17 protein-coding genes are annotated in these 16,065 nt (G+C 36.2%); 14 read left to right on the top strand and 3 right to left on the bottom strand.

What is annotated here, in order from left to right; all coding sequences use genetic code 11:
- Positions 1-145: 145 nt before the first annotated feature.
- Positions 146-1,249 (bottom strand): flavodoxin-dependent (E)-4-hydroxy-3-methylbut-2-enyl-diphosphate synthase, encoded by a 1,104-nt coding sequence (gene ispG / locus AC6CHV_RS22260; protein ID WP_121447314.1) that lies wholly within the window; start codon positions 1,247-1,249, stop codon positions 146-148.
- Between the two features lie 126 nt (positions 1,250-1,375).
- Positions 1,376-1,708, bottom strand: coding sequence for a protein YqfZ (gene yqfZ, locus AC6CHV_RS22255; protein WP_341330856.1), 333 nt, complete (start codon positions 1,706-1,708; stop codon positions 1,376-1,378).
- A 277-nt stretch (positions 1,709-1,985) separates the two neighbouring features.
- On the opposite strand from yqfZ, the gene AC6CHV_RS22250 reads away from it, so the two are divergent.
- From AC6CHV_RS22250 to phoU, 10 genes are all read left to right on the top strand, one after another.
- Positions 1,986-3,620, top strand: a complete 1,635-nt coding sequence (locus tag AC6CHV_RS22250; RefSeq protein WP_341330857.1) for a Na/Pi cotransporter family protein — start codon at positions 1,986-1,988, stop codon at positions 3,618-3,620.
- 63 nt (positions 3,621-3,683) lie between these two features.
- A complete protein-coding gene (locus AC6CHV_RS22245) occupies positions 3,684-4,166 on the top strand; it encodes a DUF456 domain-containing protein (RefSeq protein ID WP_341330858.1) in 483 nt (160 codons plus the stop codon).
- Positions 4,167-4,356: 190 nt separating this feature from the next.
- Positions 4,357-4,965 (top strand): superoxide dismutase SodA, encoded by a 609-nt coding sequence (sodA, locus tag AC6CHV_RS22240; RefSeq protein ID WP_341330859.1) that lies wholly within the window; start codon positions 4,357-4,359, stop codon positions 4,963-4,965.
- Between the two features lie 133 nt (positions 4,966-5,098).
- Positions 5,099-6,385, top strand: coding sequence for an MFS transporter (locus AC6CHV_RS22235; RefSeq protein WP_341330860.1), 1,287 nt, complete (start codon positions 5,099-5,101; stop codon positions 6,383-6,385).
- A gap of 270 nt (positions 6,386-6,655) precedes the next feature.
- Positions 6,656-8,785 (top strand): peptidoglycan D,D-transpeptidase FtsI family protein, encoded by a 2,130-nt coding sequence (locus tag AC6CHV_RS22230; RefSeq protein WP_341330861.1) that lies wholly within the window; start codon positions 6,656-6,658, stop codon positions 8,783-8,785.
- A gap of 201 nt (positions 8,786-8,986) precedes the next feature.
- Positions 8,987-9,967 carry a PstS family phosphate ABC transporter substrate-binding protein gene (locus tag AC6CHV_RS22225; protein WP_341330862.1) on the top strand — a complete coding sequence of 327 codons (981 nt, stop codon included), beginning with the start codon at positions 8,987-8,989 and terminating at the stop codon, positions 9,965-9,967.
- Between the two features lie 108 nt (positions 9,968-10,075).
- Positions 10,076-11,014: a phosphate ABC transporter permease subunit PstC gene (gene pstC, locus AC6CHV_RS22220; RefSeq protein WP_341330863.1), complete on the top strand. Its 939-nt coding sequence runs from the start codon at positions 10,076-10,078 to the stop codon at positions 11,012-11,014.
- 1 nt (position 11,015) lies between these two features.
- Entirely contained in the window at positions 11,016-11,900 is an 885-nt protein-coding gene (pstA, locus tag AC6CHV_RS22215; protein WP_341330864.1) for a phosphate ABC transporter permease PstA, read from the top strand.
- 91 nt (positions 11,901-11,991) lie between these two features.
- Positions 11,992-12,798 (top strand): phosphate ABC transporter ATP-binding protein PstB, encoded by an 807-nt coding sequence (gene pstB / locus AC6CHV_RS22210; RefSeq protein WP_341330865.1) that lies wholly within the window; start codon positions 11,992-11,994, stop codon positions 12,796-12,798.
- A gap of 24 nt (positions 12,799-12,822) precedes the next feature.
- On the top strand, positions 12,823-13,482 hold the full coding sequence (gene phoU / locus AC6CHV_RS22205) for a phosphate signaling complex protein PhoU (protein WP_440274097.1): 660 nt from the start codon (positions 12,823-12,825) through the stop codon (positions 13,480-13,482).
- 118 nt (positions 13,483-13,600) lie between these two features.
- Here the strand turns inward: phoU and AC6CHV_RS22200 are convergent, their stop codons facing one another.
- Positions 13,601-13,960, bottom strand: a complete 360-nt coding sequence (locus AC6CHV_RS22200) for a hypothetical protein (RefSeq protein ID WP_440274098.1) — start codon at positions 13,958-13,960, stop codon at positions 13,601-13,603.
- 192 nt (positions 13,961-14,152) lie between these two features.
- Between AC6CHV_RS22200 and rpmG the strand changes: the two genes are divergently transcribed.
- The 4 genes from rpmG to yqgO all read left to right on the top strand — a co-directional run bounded on the left by rpmG (position 14,153) and on the right by yqgO (position 15,950).
- Complete coding sequence (gene rpmG, locus AC6CHV_RS22195; protein WP_010678123.1) at positions 14,153-14,302, top strand: 50S ribosomal protein L33; 150 nt, start codon at positions 14,153-14,155, stop codon at positions 14,300-14,302.
- A 69-nt stretch (positions 14,303-14,371) separates the two neighbouring features.
- Complete coding sequence (locus tag AC6CHV_RS22190; RefSeq protein WP_341330868.1) at positions 14,372-14,941, top strand: 5-formyltetrahydrofolate cyclo-ligase; 570 nt, start codon at positions 14,372-14,374, stop codon at positions 14,939-14,941.
- Positions 14,934-15,728 (top strand): DUF92 domain-containing protein, encoded by a 795-nt coding sequence (locus tag AC6CHV_RS22185; protein WP_498079699.1) that lies wholly within the window; start codon positions 14,934-14,936, stop codon positions 15,726-15,728. The genes AC6CHV_RS22190 and AC6CHV_RS22185 overlap by 8 nt, the downstream gene beginning before the upstream one ends.
- A gap of 42 nt (positions 15,729-15,770) precedes the next feature.
- A complete protein-coding gene (yqgO, locus tag AC6CHV_RS22180) occupies positions 15,771-15,950 on the top strand; it encodes a protein YqgO (protein WP_341330870.1) in 180 nt (59 codons plus the stop codon).
- Positions 15,951-16,065: the final 115 nt, after the last annotated feature.

The following is a 16,065-nucleotide window of genomic DNA, read 5'->3' as shown; positions in this document are numbered from 1 at the left end:
TGTCGGGCTTGTTTTTTATTTTTGTGTCCAGTCTCAGCGCCTAGCCCCTCGAGGTCACAAGTCAATCCATCATGAAGGTTAAAGAACAACCTTCTTGCTGGCTCGTCTTGTGCTTGTCGGTGCTGAGCAAGGCGCCGAAACTTTTCTATTGCTCAGCTGCTTGTTTAGCATAATATTCTTCAGCAAGCTTATCGATTTCTTTTTTCAATTCTTCTACCATAGTTTCTTCCGGTACTTTTCGTACAGTTTTACCGTGGCGGAACAGTAGGCCTTCTCCTCTTGCTCCTGCAATGCCGATATCGGCCTCACGTGCTTCACCAGGACCGTTAACTGCGCATCCTAATACAGAAACCTTAATTGGTGCTTTAATCGTTGAGATGTACTCCTCAACCTCGTTAGCTATTTTAATTAGATCAATTTCAATACGTCCACAGGTCGGGCAAGATATTAATGTTGCTGCATTAGCTGCCAAACCAAAAGATTTTAGCAATTCGCGGGCAACTTTAACTTCTTCTACAGGGTCAGCACTTAATGAAACTCGTAATGTATTTCCGATTCCCTTACTTAAGATGGCACCTAAACCTGCAGCACTTTTGACTGTTCCTGAGAATAATGTTCCTGATTCGGTAATTCCTAAGTGAAGTGGGTAATCAAAAGCTTTTGCAGCTTTTTCATAAGCCTCAATGGCAAGCTCTACGGTTGATGCTTTCATTGATACAATGATGTCATGAAAATCAAGATCTTCTAAGATTTTAATATGGTGTAATGCACTTTCAACCATACCATCTGCTGTTGGGTATCCATATTTATCAAGGATACGCTTCTCTAATGACCCAGCGTTTACACCGATTCGAATCGGAATTCCTTTTTCTTTTGCAGCTTTTACAACAGCTTCAACTTTTTCTTTGCGACCGATATTTCCAGGATTAATCCGAATTTTATCGGCTCCTCCCTCAATCGCTTTTAAGGCTAATTTATAATCAAAGTGTATATCAACTACAAGAGGAATTGAAATTCTCTTTTTGATTTCAGATATTGCATTTGCTGCTCGCTCATCAGGACATGCTACACGAACGATTTGACAGCCTGCTTCTTCAAGCCTTTTTATTTCAGCAACCGTTGCTTCTACATCATGTGTTTTAGTTGTGGTCATACTTTGAATAATTACTTCATTATTACCACCAATCGTTAAATTACCTACCTTTACAGGACGTGTTTTTGTACGATGGATGATTTCACTCACAAATATCGCTCCTTTAAAAAGCATTTGAATAACTTATATAAGAGTAATCCTTTATTTGAAAAATATCTAGTCTAAAGAATCATTTACTTGCCTATTTTACAGTTGAAATAAAAAATTGACAAGAAAATACCCTTATTCACCCTTATATAATGGAAATTTGTAGGTTTTCCCAATTTGTAGAAGCTCTGCTTTGCTTTCTGGATTTAGTCCTTCAAAATCTTTGATTACAGTTTCGATAGATGATATTTGCCTATCCTCATTTACCCTCTCGACGATGGAAAGTAATGTGTCACCTGCTTTTACTTTAACTTCTATAAATGGATCGTTTGATGTCTGAGCAATGACTTCGGTTGTCTCTATCTTTTCTTCTTTTGCTGTTGCTGTTGGTAGCGTCCCAATTCTTATGTCGTAATAAATAATATATACAATAAATACGATTGCTAGGAATGCAAATAAACGTTTCATATCAAAACCTCCGCTAGGTCTACTTAATACAGAATATGCTTCGCTGACTACTATATTCCAAAAAATAATAGAGTTAGAAGAGAAATTTAATAGGAAAAGTATAGGAATACATAAATCTGCATATCAAGTGAAAAATAGATTTACAAGAGAAGTGAAAAATAGCCTAATGTTACAGTATTGTAAATTTACTTAATAATCCTTTACTTTAAAAATTGACTACGGTACTATTTTTATGGCTTTACTACAAAATTCGATTATTTTTTTAGGAGTTGGCATTGTGGAATTAGACGTACAAAGTATGATATTTCAGTTTATAGGCGGCCTTGGTATTTTCTTATTTGGTATCAAGTACATGGGGGATGGACTGCAGAAATCCGCTGGTGATAAACTCAGAGATATTTTAGATAAGTTTACTACCAATCCATTCATGGGAGTTCTCGCTGGTATTTTTGTAACATGTTTAATCCAAAGTAGTTCGGGAACAACAGTTATTGTGGTAGGACTTGTAAGTGCCGGTTTTATGACATTAAGACAGGCAATTGGTGTAATAATGGGAGCTAATATCGGTACAACGATTACTGCATTTATCATTGGTATAAAAATTTCTGATTACGCACTCCCGATTATCGCGTTAGGTGCAATACTATTGTTTTTCTTCAAAAATAAAAGAATACACAATTTTGGACAAATCGTGTTTGGGTTTGGTGCACTGTTCTTAGGTTTAGAATTAATGGGAGATGGAATGAAGCCTCTTAGATCCCTTGAAACCTTTCATGATTTAACGGTTAATATGAGTTCTAGTCCAATACTAGGAGTTGTCATTGGTACCGTATTTACGGTTATTGTACAAAGTTCAAGTGCAACGATTGGGATTTTACAGGGATTATTTGGAGAAGGCCTTTTAGATCTTAAAGCAGCTATCCCTGTACTGTTTGGTGATAATATTGGAACGACAATTACAGCTGTTTTGGCTTCTATCGGGGCATCAGTTGCTGCGAAACGAGCTGCATTGACACATGTAATTTTTAATATTATTGGAACCATTATTTTTCTGATTTTGCTTGCGCCTTTCACAAAATTTATTGGCTATTTACAAACTACGTTAAATTTAAATCCAGAAATGACCATAGCGTTTGCACATGGTAGCTTCAATGTGACAAATACTATTATTCAATTTCCATTTATTGCTGTTTTAGCATTTATTGTTACAAAGTTAATTCCGGGCGAGGATTCGCTGATGGAATACAAGCCAAAACATCTTGACCCTGTTTTTATTGAACAATCTCCTGCAATTGCATTAGGGCAAGCAAGAGAAGAGGTTGTTCGAATGGGTGAATTTGCGGTTAAGGGCCTGGAAGAATCAAATACCTATTTAAATGAGAAATCACAAAAATATTCAGATACAGCTATGCAAATTGAGGACGCAATAAATAATTTAGATAAAAAAATTACTGATTATTTAATCAAAGTTTCATCGAGATCACTCTCAGCACAGGAATCAGCCTTACACTCTGTTCTTGTTAATACGATTCGTGATATCGAAAGAATCGGTGACCATTTTGAGAATGTGGTGGAGTTAGTTGACTATCAGATTTCGAATAAAGTGAAGTTAACAGAAGATGCAATGGAAGATTTAAATGAAATGTTTAAATTAACAATATATACAGTGAATGAAGCCGTTCAAAGTCTTCAAAAGAATGATCGTACATTGGCGATTGATGTGGTAAAACAAGAAGAAAAGATTGATACAATGGAGCGTTCATTACGTAAAAAGCATATACTGCGTTTAAATGAAGGTAAATGTTCAGGACAAGCTGGTATCGTATTTGTTGACATTATTAGTAATCTTGAGCGTATCGGCGACCATGCGGTTAATATTGCGGAAGCAGTTCTAGGTGAAAGACAACTTTAATATTCTTACATTAAATACAAGGCGTACAATGCCTTGTATTTTTTTAAAGGAGGATGAAAAAATATGGTACTTCTTATGTGGATAATTATTATATTATTGTTTGTAATTGCATTTGTCGGGCTTGTCTATCCGATTATTCCGAGTGTGCTTTTCATTGCGGGTGGCTTTTTAGTTTATGGCTTCTTTCAGGGATTTGCTTCTTTTTCGATTTGGTTCTGGGTGGTTGAAGCATTATTTTTTCTTCTATTATTAGGTGCTGATTATGCAACTAATTTAGTTGGGGTAAAAAAATATGGTGGAAGTAAGGCGGCTGTTTGGGGAAGTACAATTGGACTTCTCGTTGGCCCATTTATAATTCCTATCTTTGGGATTATTATTGGTCCATTCCTTGGTGCATTTTTAGCAGAACTGCTAGTGCATAAAAAGAATGTAAAAGATGCACTTAAAAGCGGTGTAGGGTCACTTATTGGGTTTCTTAGTGGGGTTCTGGCAAAAGGAATCATTCAAGCTATTATGATAATCTATTTTTTAATTGTTGTATTATGATGAATAATCCTTCTATATCAAGGGAACTTTAAATCTGGTACTATTGTTTACCCATGAAAAATTATGAATTAATAGTGCTTTTCATTTGAAAGGTTATACTTATTTTGGTAATCTTACAAGTGAGGACTAATGAAGACGAAATCGTTTTCAAGGTTCAATTTTTACATACATATTTAAGGAGGAATAAACAATGGCATACGAATTACCGCAATTACCTTATGCTTATGATGCTTTAGAACCACACATTGACAAAGAAACAATGAATATTCACCACACTAAGCACCATAATACTTACATTACAAACGTAAACAATGCAATCGCTGGTAAGGCTGATCTTGAAGGCAAATCAGTAGAAGAATTAGTTTCTAATCTTGACGCTGTTCCTGAAGATATTCGTACAGCAGTAAGAAACAATGGTGGTGGACATGCAAACCATAGCCTGTTCTGGACTATTCTTTCTCCAAATGGTGGCGGAGAGCCAACTGGCGAATTAGCAGAAGCAATCAATAGCAAATTTGGTGGCTTTGAAGCATTCAAAGATCAGTTTACTAAAGCAGCTACAACTCGTTTTGGTTCTGGTTGGGCTTGGTTAGTTGTTAACAATGGTGAGCTTGAAGTTACAAGCACTCCAAACCAAGATTCTCCATTAATGGAAGGTAAAACTCCAATTCTTGGTCTTGATGTTTGGGAGCATGCATACTACCTAAACTATCAAAACCGTCGTCCTGATTATATTTCTGCATTTTTTAATGTAGTTAATTGGGAAGAAGTAGCAAACCGTTACAATTCTGCAAAGTAATTTAGAGTAGAGCTAGTGGATCCGTCCACTGGCTTTTTATTTTTTCAAAGCTAAGGAACCTCCTGCATTTCTTTGTATATCTCCTTTTTTTTATCACACAATAATGATGTAGATAAAAAAGGGGAGTCAGCAAATGTTTGGTTTTAAAAAGGTATTAGGTGATGTACCCATACACAGGGACTTAATTTTGTTACTAGTGATTGGTGGGTTGTATGCATTAAGTATTGCTTTATCGAACACCTTTGTAAATGTGTACTTATGGAAGCAGTCAGGAGATTTTAAGGATTTAGGGTTATATAATTTAGCAGTCGTTGTTTTACAACCATTAACCTTTATCCTAGCAGGCAGATGGGCTAAGAAAATAGATAGAGTAATCGTGCTAAGGCTTGGAGTTTCATTCTTAGCCATTTTTTATATCACCGTTCTCTGGATTGGTGAAAATGCCTCACAGTATTTGTTAATATTAGGGGCACTACTTGGAATAGGTTATGGCTTTTACTGGTTGGCCTTTAATGTTTTAACCTTTGAAATTACAGAGCCTGAGACGCGTGACTTTTTCAACGGATTTTTAGGGTTACTTGGCTCATTTGCAGGAATGATCGGTCCCATTGCAGCGGGAATCATCATATCTTCAATGAAAAGTTTTACTGGTTACACAGTTATTTTTGGAATTTCCTTAGGTTTATTTACTGGTGCTGTTGTGCTTAGCTTCTTCTTAAAAAGGCGAAGTGCCGAAGGAGATTTTGTATTTAGGCGAATTCTAGCTGAACGGAAAAATAATTCAAACTGGAAGAACATTCTTCATGCCCACTTTTTCCAAGGAATCCGTGAGGGTACATTTGTATTTGTCATTTCAGTGTTTGTTTTTGTCGCAACAGGCAGTGAGTTGGCTTTGGGGAAATTTGGATTAATAAATTCAGGTGTATCGTTTTTGTTTTACTTCCTCGCAACGAGGTTAATCAAAAAGAAAATGCGCAAAAAGGCCATACTTCTTGGTGGATTAATGATATATCTTGCAATATTTGCGATTCTTTTTGATGTAACCTATGCAAGGTTGATTATATATGGAGTTATTATTGGAATTGCTTATCCCATCTTACTCGTTCCCTATAATTCCTTAACCTATGATGTGATTGGTAAGGGGTGGAACGCGAAAGAGATGAGAATAGAATATGTGGTAGTGAGAGAAATCTTTTTAAACTGTGGAAGAATACTTTCGATTATTCTTTTCTTAATTGCAGTTACTTTCTTCGACGAAAAACAAAGCATTCCAATGCTTCTAGCAATTGTCGGGGCGGGACATATACTTCTTTATATTCCAATCCGACGTATCAAAACACCTGACGCTGCTGGTCCCGTCCAATCAAAATCTGGTGCGAATCGCAAGTTAATAGAAGGTGAAGGCGGATCAACTGCTTAACTTTATTCAGCAGGTGCTGAATAAAGTTAAGTGCCTCCGGCGGATGCCTCAGATTTTCAGAGGAGGTTTCGAGCTAGCTCGGAAAATCTGGGCAGCCAATACACCAAGGTGTATTTGATTTAATATATTTAATCATGGAAAAAAACTTGAGTTTCTTTTACAATAGAAGATAAAGGCACCTAGCCTGGGTTAGGTGTCTTTTTTATTCATAAGAATAGTACGTAAAGATAAAATTAGAAATAAGCAAATAAATAAAGGTAGTTGATGTTTATGATCAAAAAGAAAAAGTCACATGTTCCATTTCGTTTAAATATGTTATTTTTTGCTGTCTTTTTGCTATTTTCAGCCTTAATCCTACGACTTGGGGTTGTGCAGATAGTACATGGTGAGAAATTTCAAAAGGAAGTAGAAAAAACAGAAAATGAAATTGTAAATCTTCCTGTTCCACGAGGTAAGATTTACGACAAAAATGGAAATGTCATCGTGGATAATAAGGCGTTAAATGCAATCACATATACACGTGCACGAGGGACTAAGCAAGAAGAAGTATTAGAAGTGGCAGAAACCCTTGCAACGTTTATTGACATGAAGACGGATAAAGTAACAGAACGTGATTTGAAAGATTTTTGGATGCTTAAAAACCCAGATGAAGCAAATGCATTGGTCGAAGAAGAAATGAACAAAGTGGAAGCTGGCGAGTTAGAATTATCCAGTAAAGACATCTATAAGCTCCAAATCGAACGAATCACGGAAGAAGATCTTAAACAGATCACAGGAGCAGAGCTAGAGGTTGCAGCAATTTTCCGTGAAATGACTAAGGGCTATGCACTAGTCCCACAGATCGTAAAGAATGAAAATGTAACACCAGAAGAATATGCTGTAGTCAGTGAAAATCTCGAGCATTTGCCAGGTGTCAACACTACAACTGACTGGATTCGTGATTATAAATTTGATAACACATTAAAATCCATTCTTGGCCGAATTTCTGATACAGATGAAGGGCTACCAGGTGATAAGCTTGATTATTACTTAGCTCGAGGGTATAACCGGAATGATCGTGTTGGTTTAAGCTATTTAGAAGCACAATATGAATCTGTATTACATGGCCAAAAGGCAAAAGTTGAAAATATTATTAAGGGTAATGCCGTACAGGAAACAATCATGATTTCAGAAGGGCAAAGAGGTAGTGATCTTGTTTTAACAATCGATATGGAGCTTCAACAAGCAGTTGAACAAATTATCGAAGAACAAATGTTGGTTCACAAACAAATGAAGGGTACACAATATCTAGACCGCGCATTTGTAGTCATGATGAATCCAAAAACCGGTGAAATTCTAAGTATGGCTGGAAAGGTCTATACAAGAGGAAAAGATGGCAAAATGGGATTTCAGGACTATGCCCTAGGTACAATGAATGCAGCTTATGAAATGGGATCAGCTGTTAAGGGAGCTACTATGTTAACAGGCTATGATACAGGTGTCATAGATATCGGTTCTATGTATTATGATTCCCCAATGAAAATTGGTAAAGAAGGATCACTTAAAGCATCATGGAAGAATTTAGGGCCTACTAATGATTTAAAAGCACTAGAATTGTCATCTAACGTATATATGTTTAAGTTATTTCTTGAATTAGCGGGTGGAAATTATGTGTATGGCCAACCCATTTCTATTGATACCGATGCATTTCGTACTGTAAGAAATTATTTTAGTCAGTTTGGTTTGGGAGTGAAAACGGGAATTGACTTACCTGGTGAAGCAACTGGATATCCCGGGCCAGATCTTACTCCTGGTCTATTAATGGACTTAGGAATTGGACAATATGACACTTATACAACGTTGCAATTAGCGCAATATGTGTCTACGATTGCAAACGACGGTTATAGAATGCAACCAAAGATCGTTAGACAAATTCATCAACCAACCATGGAAGATAATGAATTAGGTCCAATTCAAGAACCTTTCGAACCAACTGTCATGAACAAGGTTGACATAGACATGAAATATATTGAAAGAGTCCAACAAGGATTTAAATTAGTTTTTCAAGGATCAAGTGGAACAGCTCGAAGCGCATTTTCAGGTAAACCTTATGACGCTGCTGGTAAAACCGGTTCAGCTCAATCGTTCATTAAAGGTGTAGAAGCAGTAAATAGTACACTTGTCGGATATGCTCCATTTAATAACCCTGAGGTAGCATTTGCTGTAGTATTACCTTACGCATATTATGGAAATACATCACATAATATGAACCTTAAAGTTGGAGAAGCCATTTTAGATAAATACTTTGAACTGAAAGAAAAGCGAGCTACAGAGTCTCAACAAAAAAATTCCGAGGGAACAGATTCTACAGCAGACGAAGAAACATCTACTGATGAAGATGATGCACAGGGAAATGAATAAGAATGAAGAAAGCCTAACAATATCGTTAGGCTTTTTTCTATGAGTCGTAAATGCAAACTCGGGACAATAATAGGGGGATTTCATCATTCCCCCAAAATTTACATAACCTTTACATTCAATTCACACGAGATTAATAGAGTACGATTATTCTAAGTTTGTAAGACAAAGCAAAACAAACTTACTCTTAGGGGGAATTAAGGAATGAAACGCTTGAAGTTTTTAGGTTTAGCAATGATTACAATCACAATGCTAGTATTAGCTGCATGTGGTAACGAAAGCAGTACTGGAAATAGTGAAACGGAAAACAAAAACGAAAGCGCAAGTGCTGAATTAGAGGGCAGTGTTGTAATTGATGGATCTGGAACAGTTTATCCTTTCATGTCAAAGATGGCAGAAAATTATATGACGAATGAGCAAGAAAATGTGTCGGTTGAAGTAAGTCGCGCTGGAACAAGCGCTGGTTTTAAAAAGTTTTTAGTTGAAGAAGGCGGAACAGATTTCAACGATGCATCTCGTCAAATTAAAGACGAGGAAGCAGCAACTGCCGAAGATTTAGGAATTGAAGTAAAAGAATTAAAGGTCGCTCTTGATGGTTTAACATTTGTTGTACATCCTGATAACGATTGGGCTGAAGAATTAACTCAACAAGAAGTAATTGATATTTTCTTAGCAAGTGCTGGTAAGAAGAATTGGTCAGATGTACGTTCAGATTTTCCAAATGAGCCGATCAAAACGTACGGTCCTAACGAAAACCACGGTACGTATGAATTTTTCTGGGAAAACATTTTAGACGAGCAAGACTTAGTAGCTGAAGCAAATCTTCAACAAGAATACTCTACGTTAGTAGACTTAGTTTCTAAAGATAAAAATGCCATTGCATTCTTCGGATACGGTTATGCAGTCAATAATAAAGACAAAGTTAAAATTGTAAAAATTGATTTTGGTAACGGTCCTGTTGAACCTAACCTAGATACAATCAGTGAAGATGGCGAATATGCTCCATTCACAAGACCCGTATTTACTTATCTAAATGTCAATATGGCGAAAGAAAAGGCACAAGTATTAGACTATGCAATTTATACAATGGAAAATGCTGCTGAAGTAGCTTCGGAAACTGGATTTGCTCCACTTCCAGAAGAAGAATTAAATGCAGTCGTTACAGAATTAGAAGGTTTAAAATAAGAAAAGTTCTGAAGGTGAGAGCAATCTTTGCTTCTCATCTTCTACCTAATTATAGATAGAAAAAATTTGGTCTTTAATAATGATGAAATGGATCGAAGGGAGCTTATCATGAAGGAAGGTTCTAAAGTGAATGTGCGTGAGATGATTGCCAAAAATAAAAGAGCAAAAAGCTTAAACACTATTATAGAGAAAGTCATTCCAAAAGGCTTGCTCTTCATTGCGATTATCTCGATTTTAACAACAGTTGGTATTGTACTTACACTTCTTTTTGAAACATTTGAGTTTTTTAAACGCGTACCAATTCTTGACTTCTTTACAGGTACCGTATTAAAACCCCTTGGCGATAATGCCGAATTTGGGGTATTACCTCTACTAACAGGAACGATTATTTCATCGACTATAGCAATGCTTGTCGCAATACCTGTCGGAATGATGTCAGCAATTTATTTAAGTGAATATGCATCCGAACGAGTAAGGAAAATTTTAAAACCGATTCTTGAAATTCTTGCGGGGATTCCGACCATTGTATATGGTTTCTTTGCTTTAACGTTCGTAACACCTCTATTACAATCTATTATTCCTGGTCTTGAACCGACCAATATCCTCAGTCCGGGCATCGTAATGGGAATTATGATCATTCCTATGGTCGCATCGCTTTCAGAGGATGCAATGAGTTCTGTACCCAATTCTATTAGAGAAGGTGCGCTTGGTCTAGGCTCAACAAAGCTTGAAGTAACGTGGAAGGTTGTTATTCCTGCAGCAATGTCTGGAATTATTGCATCATTCGTTCTTGGTATATCTAGAGCAATTGGCGAAACCATGATTGTTACACTTGCTAGTGGAAGTTCCAAGAACTTTACTTTTGATGTTACCCAATCAATGCAAACAATGACCTCTTATATTGTTGAAGTAAACAGTGGAGATGCACCTGCGGGCTCAACCTTATATTATAGTTTATACGCTGTAGCTATTACACTATTCGTGTTCACATTAGTAATGAACTTACTTGCACAATATATTTCTCGCAAGTTTAAGGAGGAATATTAAAATGAAATATGTAAATGAAGCACAGGTTCAAAAGAAACTTAATTCTCGACTTTTTACAAACAATATAGCAAAATCACTTTTCTTTTTATCAACTTTGTTTGGTTTAGTTGTTCTCGTTATTCTTTTTTACCGAGTCATATCTCAAAGTCTTGGCTGGATTGATCTGCAATTTCTAACTAGTAAGCTTTCGACTGTTGCTGAGAACGCTGGAATTATGGGTGCCCTCCTAGGGACTCTGTGGTTAATGCTTGTTGTTGCACCTATAACACTTTTCCTGGGTGTTGGTACAGCTATTTATCTCGAAGAATATGCAAAAAAAGGACGTCTACAACGGTTTATTCAAACAAATATCTCAAATCTTGCAGGTGTTCCGTCAATTGTATTTGGTATATTAGGTCTTACCATTTTTGTTCGCGGTTTTGGATTAGGCAATATCGTGTTAGCTGGTGGGCTTACAATGTCGTTACTGGTACTTCCAATCGTAGTAGTTGCTAGTCAAGAAGCAATCCGAGCAGTACCGAGTTATTTGAGAGAAGCATCTTATGGAATGGGAGCTACTAAATGGCAAACGATAAAAAATGTAGTTTTACCAACTTCATTACCTGGAATTCTTACAGGGGTTATTTTGGCACTTTCTAGAGCAGTTGGAGAAACAGCTCCACTTGTAGTAATAGGAATTCCAGCCTTATTAATTCCATTTCCTGATAGTATTTTTGATAAATTTACTGTGTTGCCAATGCAAATCTATTATTGGACTCTCGATTCTGCACTAGTCGCTGAATACGCAAATCTAGGAGCCGCAACTATTGTCATTTTATTAATCGTATTATTCTTAATGAATTCAATAGCCATCATAATTCGAAATAAGTTCCAAAGAAAATATTAATTTTTTACAAGTGAAAACAACAGGTATTAATAACAGGCGCGATTTGGTCAATACGCATTTGATTCTACTTTGAAGGGGAGAAACTCAAATTATGACATTACAAGTAATGACTAATAATTATATAAATCCAGATCAGACAGATCAAAAAATTGTTTATAATACAAAAGATTTAAACCTATGGTATGGGGAAGATCATGCCCTTAAAAATATTAATTTTCCAATCTATGAAAACGAGGTAACAGCAATTATTGGGCCGTCTGGATGTGGAAAATCAACTTATATTAAAACCTTAAATCGTATGGTTGAACTCGTTCCGATTGTTCGCATTTCAGGAGAAATTTTATACAGAGGAAAGAATATTTTCGATAAAACATATAAGGAAGAAGAACTCAGAACTCGAGTAGGGATGGTTTTCCAAAAGCCGAATCCTTTTCCAAAATCAATTTATGACAATATAGCTTATGGACCTCGTATTCATGGGATTCGAAACAAAAAGGTCTTAGATGAGATTGTTGAAAAAAGTTTACGTGGTGCAGCTATTTGGGATGAGGTGAAAGACCGACTTCATGAAAATGCTTATGGTCTTTCAGGCGGACAGCAACAAAGAATCTGTATTGCAAGATGCTTGGCAATTGAACCTGACGTGATTTTAATGGATGAGCCGACTTCCGCTCTTGATCCAATTTCGACATTAAAAATTGAGGAACTTGTTCAAGAACTTAAGCAAAACTTCAGTATTATCATTGTTACTCATAATATGCAACAGGCTGCACGTATTTCAGATCGAACCGCCTTTTTCCTAAGTGGAGAAGTTATTGAGTATGAAAAAACAGATAAAATGTTTTCAAATCCATCCGACAAGCGCACAGAAGATTACATCACTGGCAGATTTGGATAATAATGAATAAGAGGGGTGTAAGTCATGGCAATACGTACGACATTAGATAAGGATTTGGATCGTCTTAAAGAATTATTGGTTGAAATGGTCAACCTATCGAAAACAGCAGTTGAAAAATCAGTACAATCACTCGCACACCAAGATATTAAATTGGCTGAACAAATTATTCAAGATGACCAAAAAATAAATGAGCTTGAAGAACAAATTGATAATATTATCATTCAATTAATCGCACAACAACAACCAGTTGCTTCTGATCTACGTGCTATCATTGCCGGCTTGAAAATCTCAAGTGATATTGAAAGAATCGGAGATCTAGCCGTAAATATTGCAAAATCGATTATCCATATTGGAGATGGACCGCTCATAAAACCAATTGTTGATATCCCCAAAATGGCTGAAAAAGCTTTAGACATGTTAAACAACGTAATCAAAGCATATATCGAAAAAGACATCAATTTAGCTATTCAAACAGCTAAAGCAGATGATGAGGTTGATGAGTTATACGGAAAAATCATTAAAGAACTATTGGAGTTAATGCCAAACAATCCCAATTCAATTAACCAAATTACACAATTAGCTTTTATCAGTCGCCATTTCGAAAGAGTAGCAGACCACACAACTAATATGGCTGAACACATTATCTATATGGTTAAAGCTAAAAAAGTCGATTTAAATGCCTAAAAAAACTCAAGCCTATCTCGGCTTGAGTTTTAATTTGTCGTTAAATAGTAAACAAGACCATATACAATTGTAGAAAAAATAATACCAATTGCGATTCCCCGTAACAAATATTTATCCATTATATGAGCCCCATTTTCTTTGCTTGTTCAAGAATGAGTCGAACTTCTTCAACTGGTAAATTTGTTTTTGTTCCGATTTCCTCATAGCTTAAGCCTTTATCATAAAGGGATAAAATGGTGGAGTTTGATAAAGACATAACACTTGTTTGAGATGGTCCCGTTTCATAATCGATGTCATTGGTTAGTAGCTCTTCTTCAAGTACTTTTATTTTTTTCTTTAAAAGGTATGTTTCTTGAACCATCGAAAGGGAAAGTTGATCCAATTCTTCTTGCACCATTTTAACTCTGTCCTTTCCATAGAAAGAAACGACAAGAAGAAGGATTGCGATGGCTAATAAGATAATAATAGCGTATTCCATACTGTCACTCCATTCCATACTCTATCTTATCGTAACTTGTTTAGGTGGACAATACTAGTACGTTCACTGAATTGTATTTTGAAATAGTAATTAAATTTACTTTGTCCCAAAAATAGGACTGGAATTTTGGGAAGATAAGTGGTATGATAGGTAAGTCTGATTAAAGCTTTATATGTTTGGAGGGAAATGAAGATGCGTGTTAAAATCACTTTAGCTTGTACTGAAACTGGTGATCGTAATTATATTACAACTAAAAATAAGCGAAACAACCCTGACCGTCTTGAACTTAAGAAATATTGCCCAAGACTAAAAAAGGTTACTCTACACCGCGAAACAAAGTAACAGTAGGAAAGCAATTTCCTGCTGTTTTTTTATATTATATAAAGTAATTAATGGAGAGGAGCGAATAAGTTGAAGCGGAAACAAGAATTGAGAAAAGAGATGAAGGAAACATTGCGTTCAGTTGATAAAGATACTTTAGACAAGTGGTCTAAGGAGATTACTGATCATGTTCTCACTTTACCTGAATGGGTGAATGCAAATACGATAGGAATCACCATTTCAGGGGAGTATGAGGTCAACTCTAAATATCTAATTGAAAAAGCGTGGGAATTAAATAAACGAGTGGCTGTACCAAAATGCCATCCAAAAACAAAAAACATGACATTCCGTGAAATTACATCCTATTCTCAATTAGAAGTAGTCTATTATGGCCTCCAGGAACCAATTGAGGAACAAACAACTGTCGTTTTACATAATGAAATCGATCTATTATTTGTGCCAGGCCTTAGTTTTGTAACAAATGGATACAGATTAGGTCATGGTGGAGGTTATTATGATCGGTATTTAGCTCAATACCAAGGAGTTACAATGTCTTTAGCATTCCCTGTACAGGTTTTAGACGAAATACCTGTCGAGTCTTTTGATATTCCGGTCCAAAAAATTGCAACAAATACAGGGATAATTAAAACAAATGGCTAATCTTCTTCTCCAAATCATTGCCTCCATAGTTGTAGCAATATTGGGATATAAATTTAAATCATTAACATTAAGTGGAGCAGTAGGAACAATTCTTGTTGGTAGCGCAGTGTCGATAGGTTTTGGTTATCGGGGCTTGCTTTTATTAGGAGTCTTTTTTGCGAGCTCAAGCTTATGGAGTAAAATCAAAGTAAGAAATAAAACCAATCTCAAAAATAAGGTTGCTAAAGGAGAACAAAGGGATATTGTTCAAGTTTTTGCGAACGGTAGTGTCGCTGGGGTTACAAGCCTTATGTTTGCTTTCACTGACTCTCTCTTCTGGCTTATCTTCTTTGTTGGTTCAATCGCAGCTGCGAACGCAGATACTTGGGCTTCGGAAATTGGAACACTAAGTAAAAAGAAGCCAATCTTACTAACAAAATGGAAGCGGGTTGATACAGGGACATCCGGAGCAGTTTCTGTTTTAGGAACTTTTGCAGGCTTTTTGGGTTCTTTACTTATTAGTTTTATTTCATTTTTAGTGTGGCCAGAACTTTCATTTTTTCTGTTTCTTGGACTGACCCTGATCGGCTTTTGCGGCAATCTAATTGATACGATTTTGGGAGCGAGTATTCAAGTTGTTTATAAATGTCCTGTATGTGGAATGGAGACAGAGAAAAAGTTCCATTGCGAAAAAGAAACGACGTATTTTAAAGGCTTGCGGATTTGCGATAATGATGTTGTGAACTTTTTATCAATCCTTCTGGCATCAGGATTTGGGACATATTTCTTTTTTCTTTTACTAGGATAAAATGAAAGCGATAATCAAAAAGTATAACTAGGAGGGATGAATATGTTAAGTTTATTGACCCGAATAGCTATTCTTTTTGGTGGGATATATGCAGTCTATAGGTACCGATATCGCATATTTAATCGCGTTTTCGGCAATGCTGCAGTTCGTCGGATTGCTATTAGTACCTCGATGAAAATCCCATTTATTCGTAACAAAATGATACAAACAGCCTTCCGATAAAGATAAATCAAATACGCCTTGGCGTATTTGCACCCAGGTTTTTAGGCTTACATGAGTTGGGTCACATAGACGTTGCCACAGGAAGTGGCGTTCTTAGTCTTTGATCCTATGCTCG

The sequence above is a fragment of the Ferdinandcohnia sp. GQ5 genome (genome assembly GCF_059759275.1).
Note: the sequence above shows the minus strand (reverse complement) of the source record. Positions and strands in the feature narration are given on the sequence as shown.

Excerpts from the sequence above, each read along its gene's own strand:
- AC6CHV_RS22230 (WP_341330861.1), top strand. The coding sequence starts at position 6,656 with ATGATCAAAAAGAAAAAGTCACATGTTCCATTTCGTTTAAATATGTTA.
- AC6CHV_RS22245 (WP_341330858.1), top strand. The coding sequence starts at position 3,684 with ATGGTACTTCTTATGTGGATAATTATTATATTATTGTTTGTAATTGCA.
- AC6CHV_RS22225 (WP_341330862.1), top strand. The coding sequence starts at position 8,987 with ATGAAACGCTTGAAGTTTTTAGGTTTAGCAATGATTACAATCACAATG.
- AC6CHV_RS22200 (WP_440274098.1), bottom strand. The coding sequence starts at position 13,960 with ATGGAATACGCTATTATTATCTTATTAGCCATCGCAATCCTTCTTCTT.
- phoU (WP_440274097.1), top strand. The coding sequence starts at position 12,823 with ATGGCAATACGTACGACATTAGATAAGGATTTGGATCGTCTTAAAGAA.
- pstA (WP_341330864.1), top strand. The coding sequence starts at position 11,016 with ATGAAATATGTAAATGAAGCACAGGTTCAAAAGAAACTTAATTCTCGA.
- AC6CHV_RS22185 (WP_498079699.1), top strand. The coding sequence starts at position 14,934 with ATGGCTAATCTTCTTCTCCAAATCATTGCCTCCATAGTTGTAGCAATA.
- yqgO (WP_341330870.1), top strand. The coding sequence starts at position 15,771 with ATGTTAAGTTTATTGACCCGAATAGCTATTCTTTTTGGTGGGATATAT.
- pstC (WP_341330863.1), top strand. The coding sequence starts at position 10,076 with ATGAAGGAAGGTTCTAAAGTGAATGTGCGTGAGATGATTGCCAAAAAT.
- rpmG (WP_010678123.1), top strand. The coding sequence starts at position 14,153 with ATGCGTGTTAAAATCACTTTAGCTTGTACTGAAACTGGTGATCGTAAT.
- pstB (WP_341330865.1), top strand. The coding sequence starts at position 11,992 with ATGACATTACAAGTAATGACTAATAATTATATAAATCCAGATCAGACA.
- yqfZ (WP_341330856.1), bottom strand. The coding sequence starts at position 1,708 with ATGAAACGTTTATTTGCATTCCTAGCAATCGTATTTATTGTATATATT.
- AC6CHV_RS22235 (WP_341330860.1), top strand. The coding sequence starts at position 5,099 with ATGTTTGGTTTTAAAAAGGTATTAGGTGATGTACCCATACACAGGGAC.
- sodA (WP_341330859.1), top strand. The coding sequence starts at position 4,357 with ATGGCATACGAATTACCGCAATTACCTTATGCTTATGATGCTTTAGAA.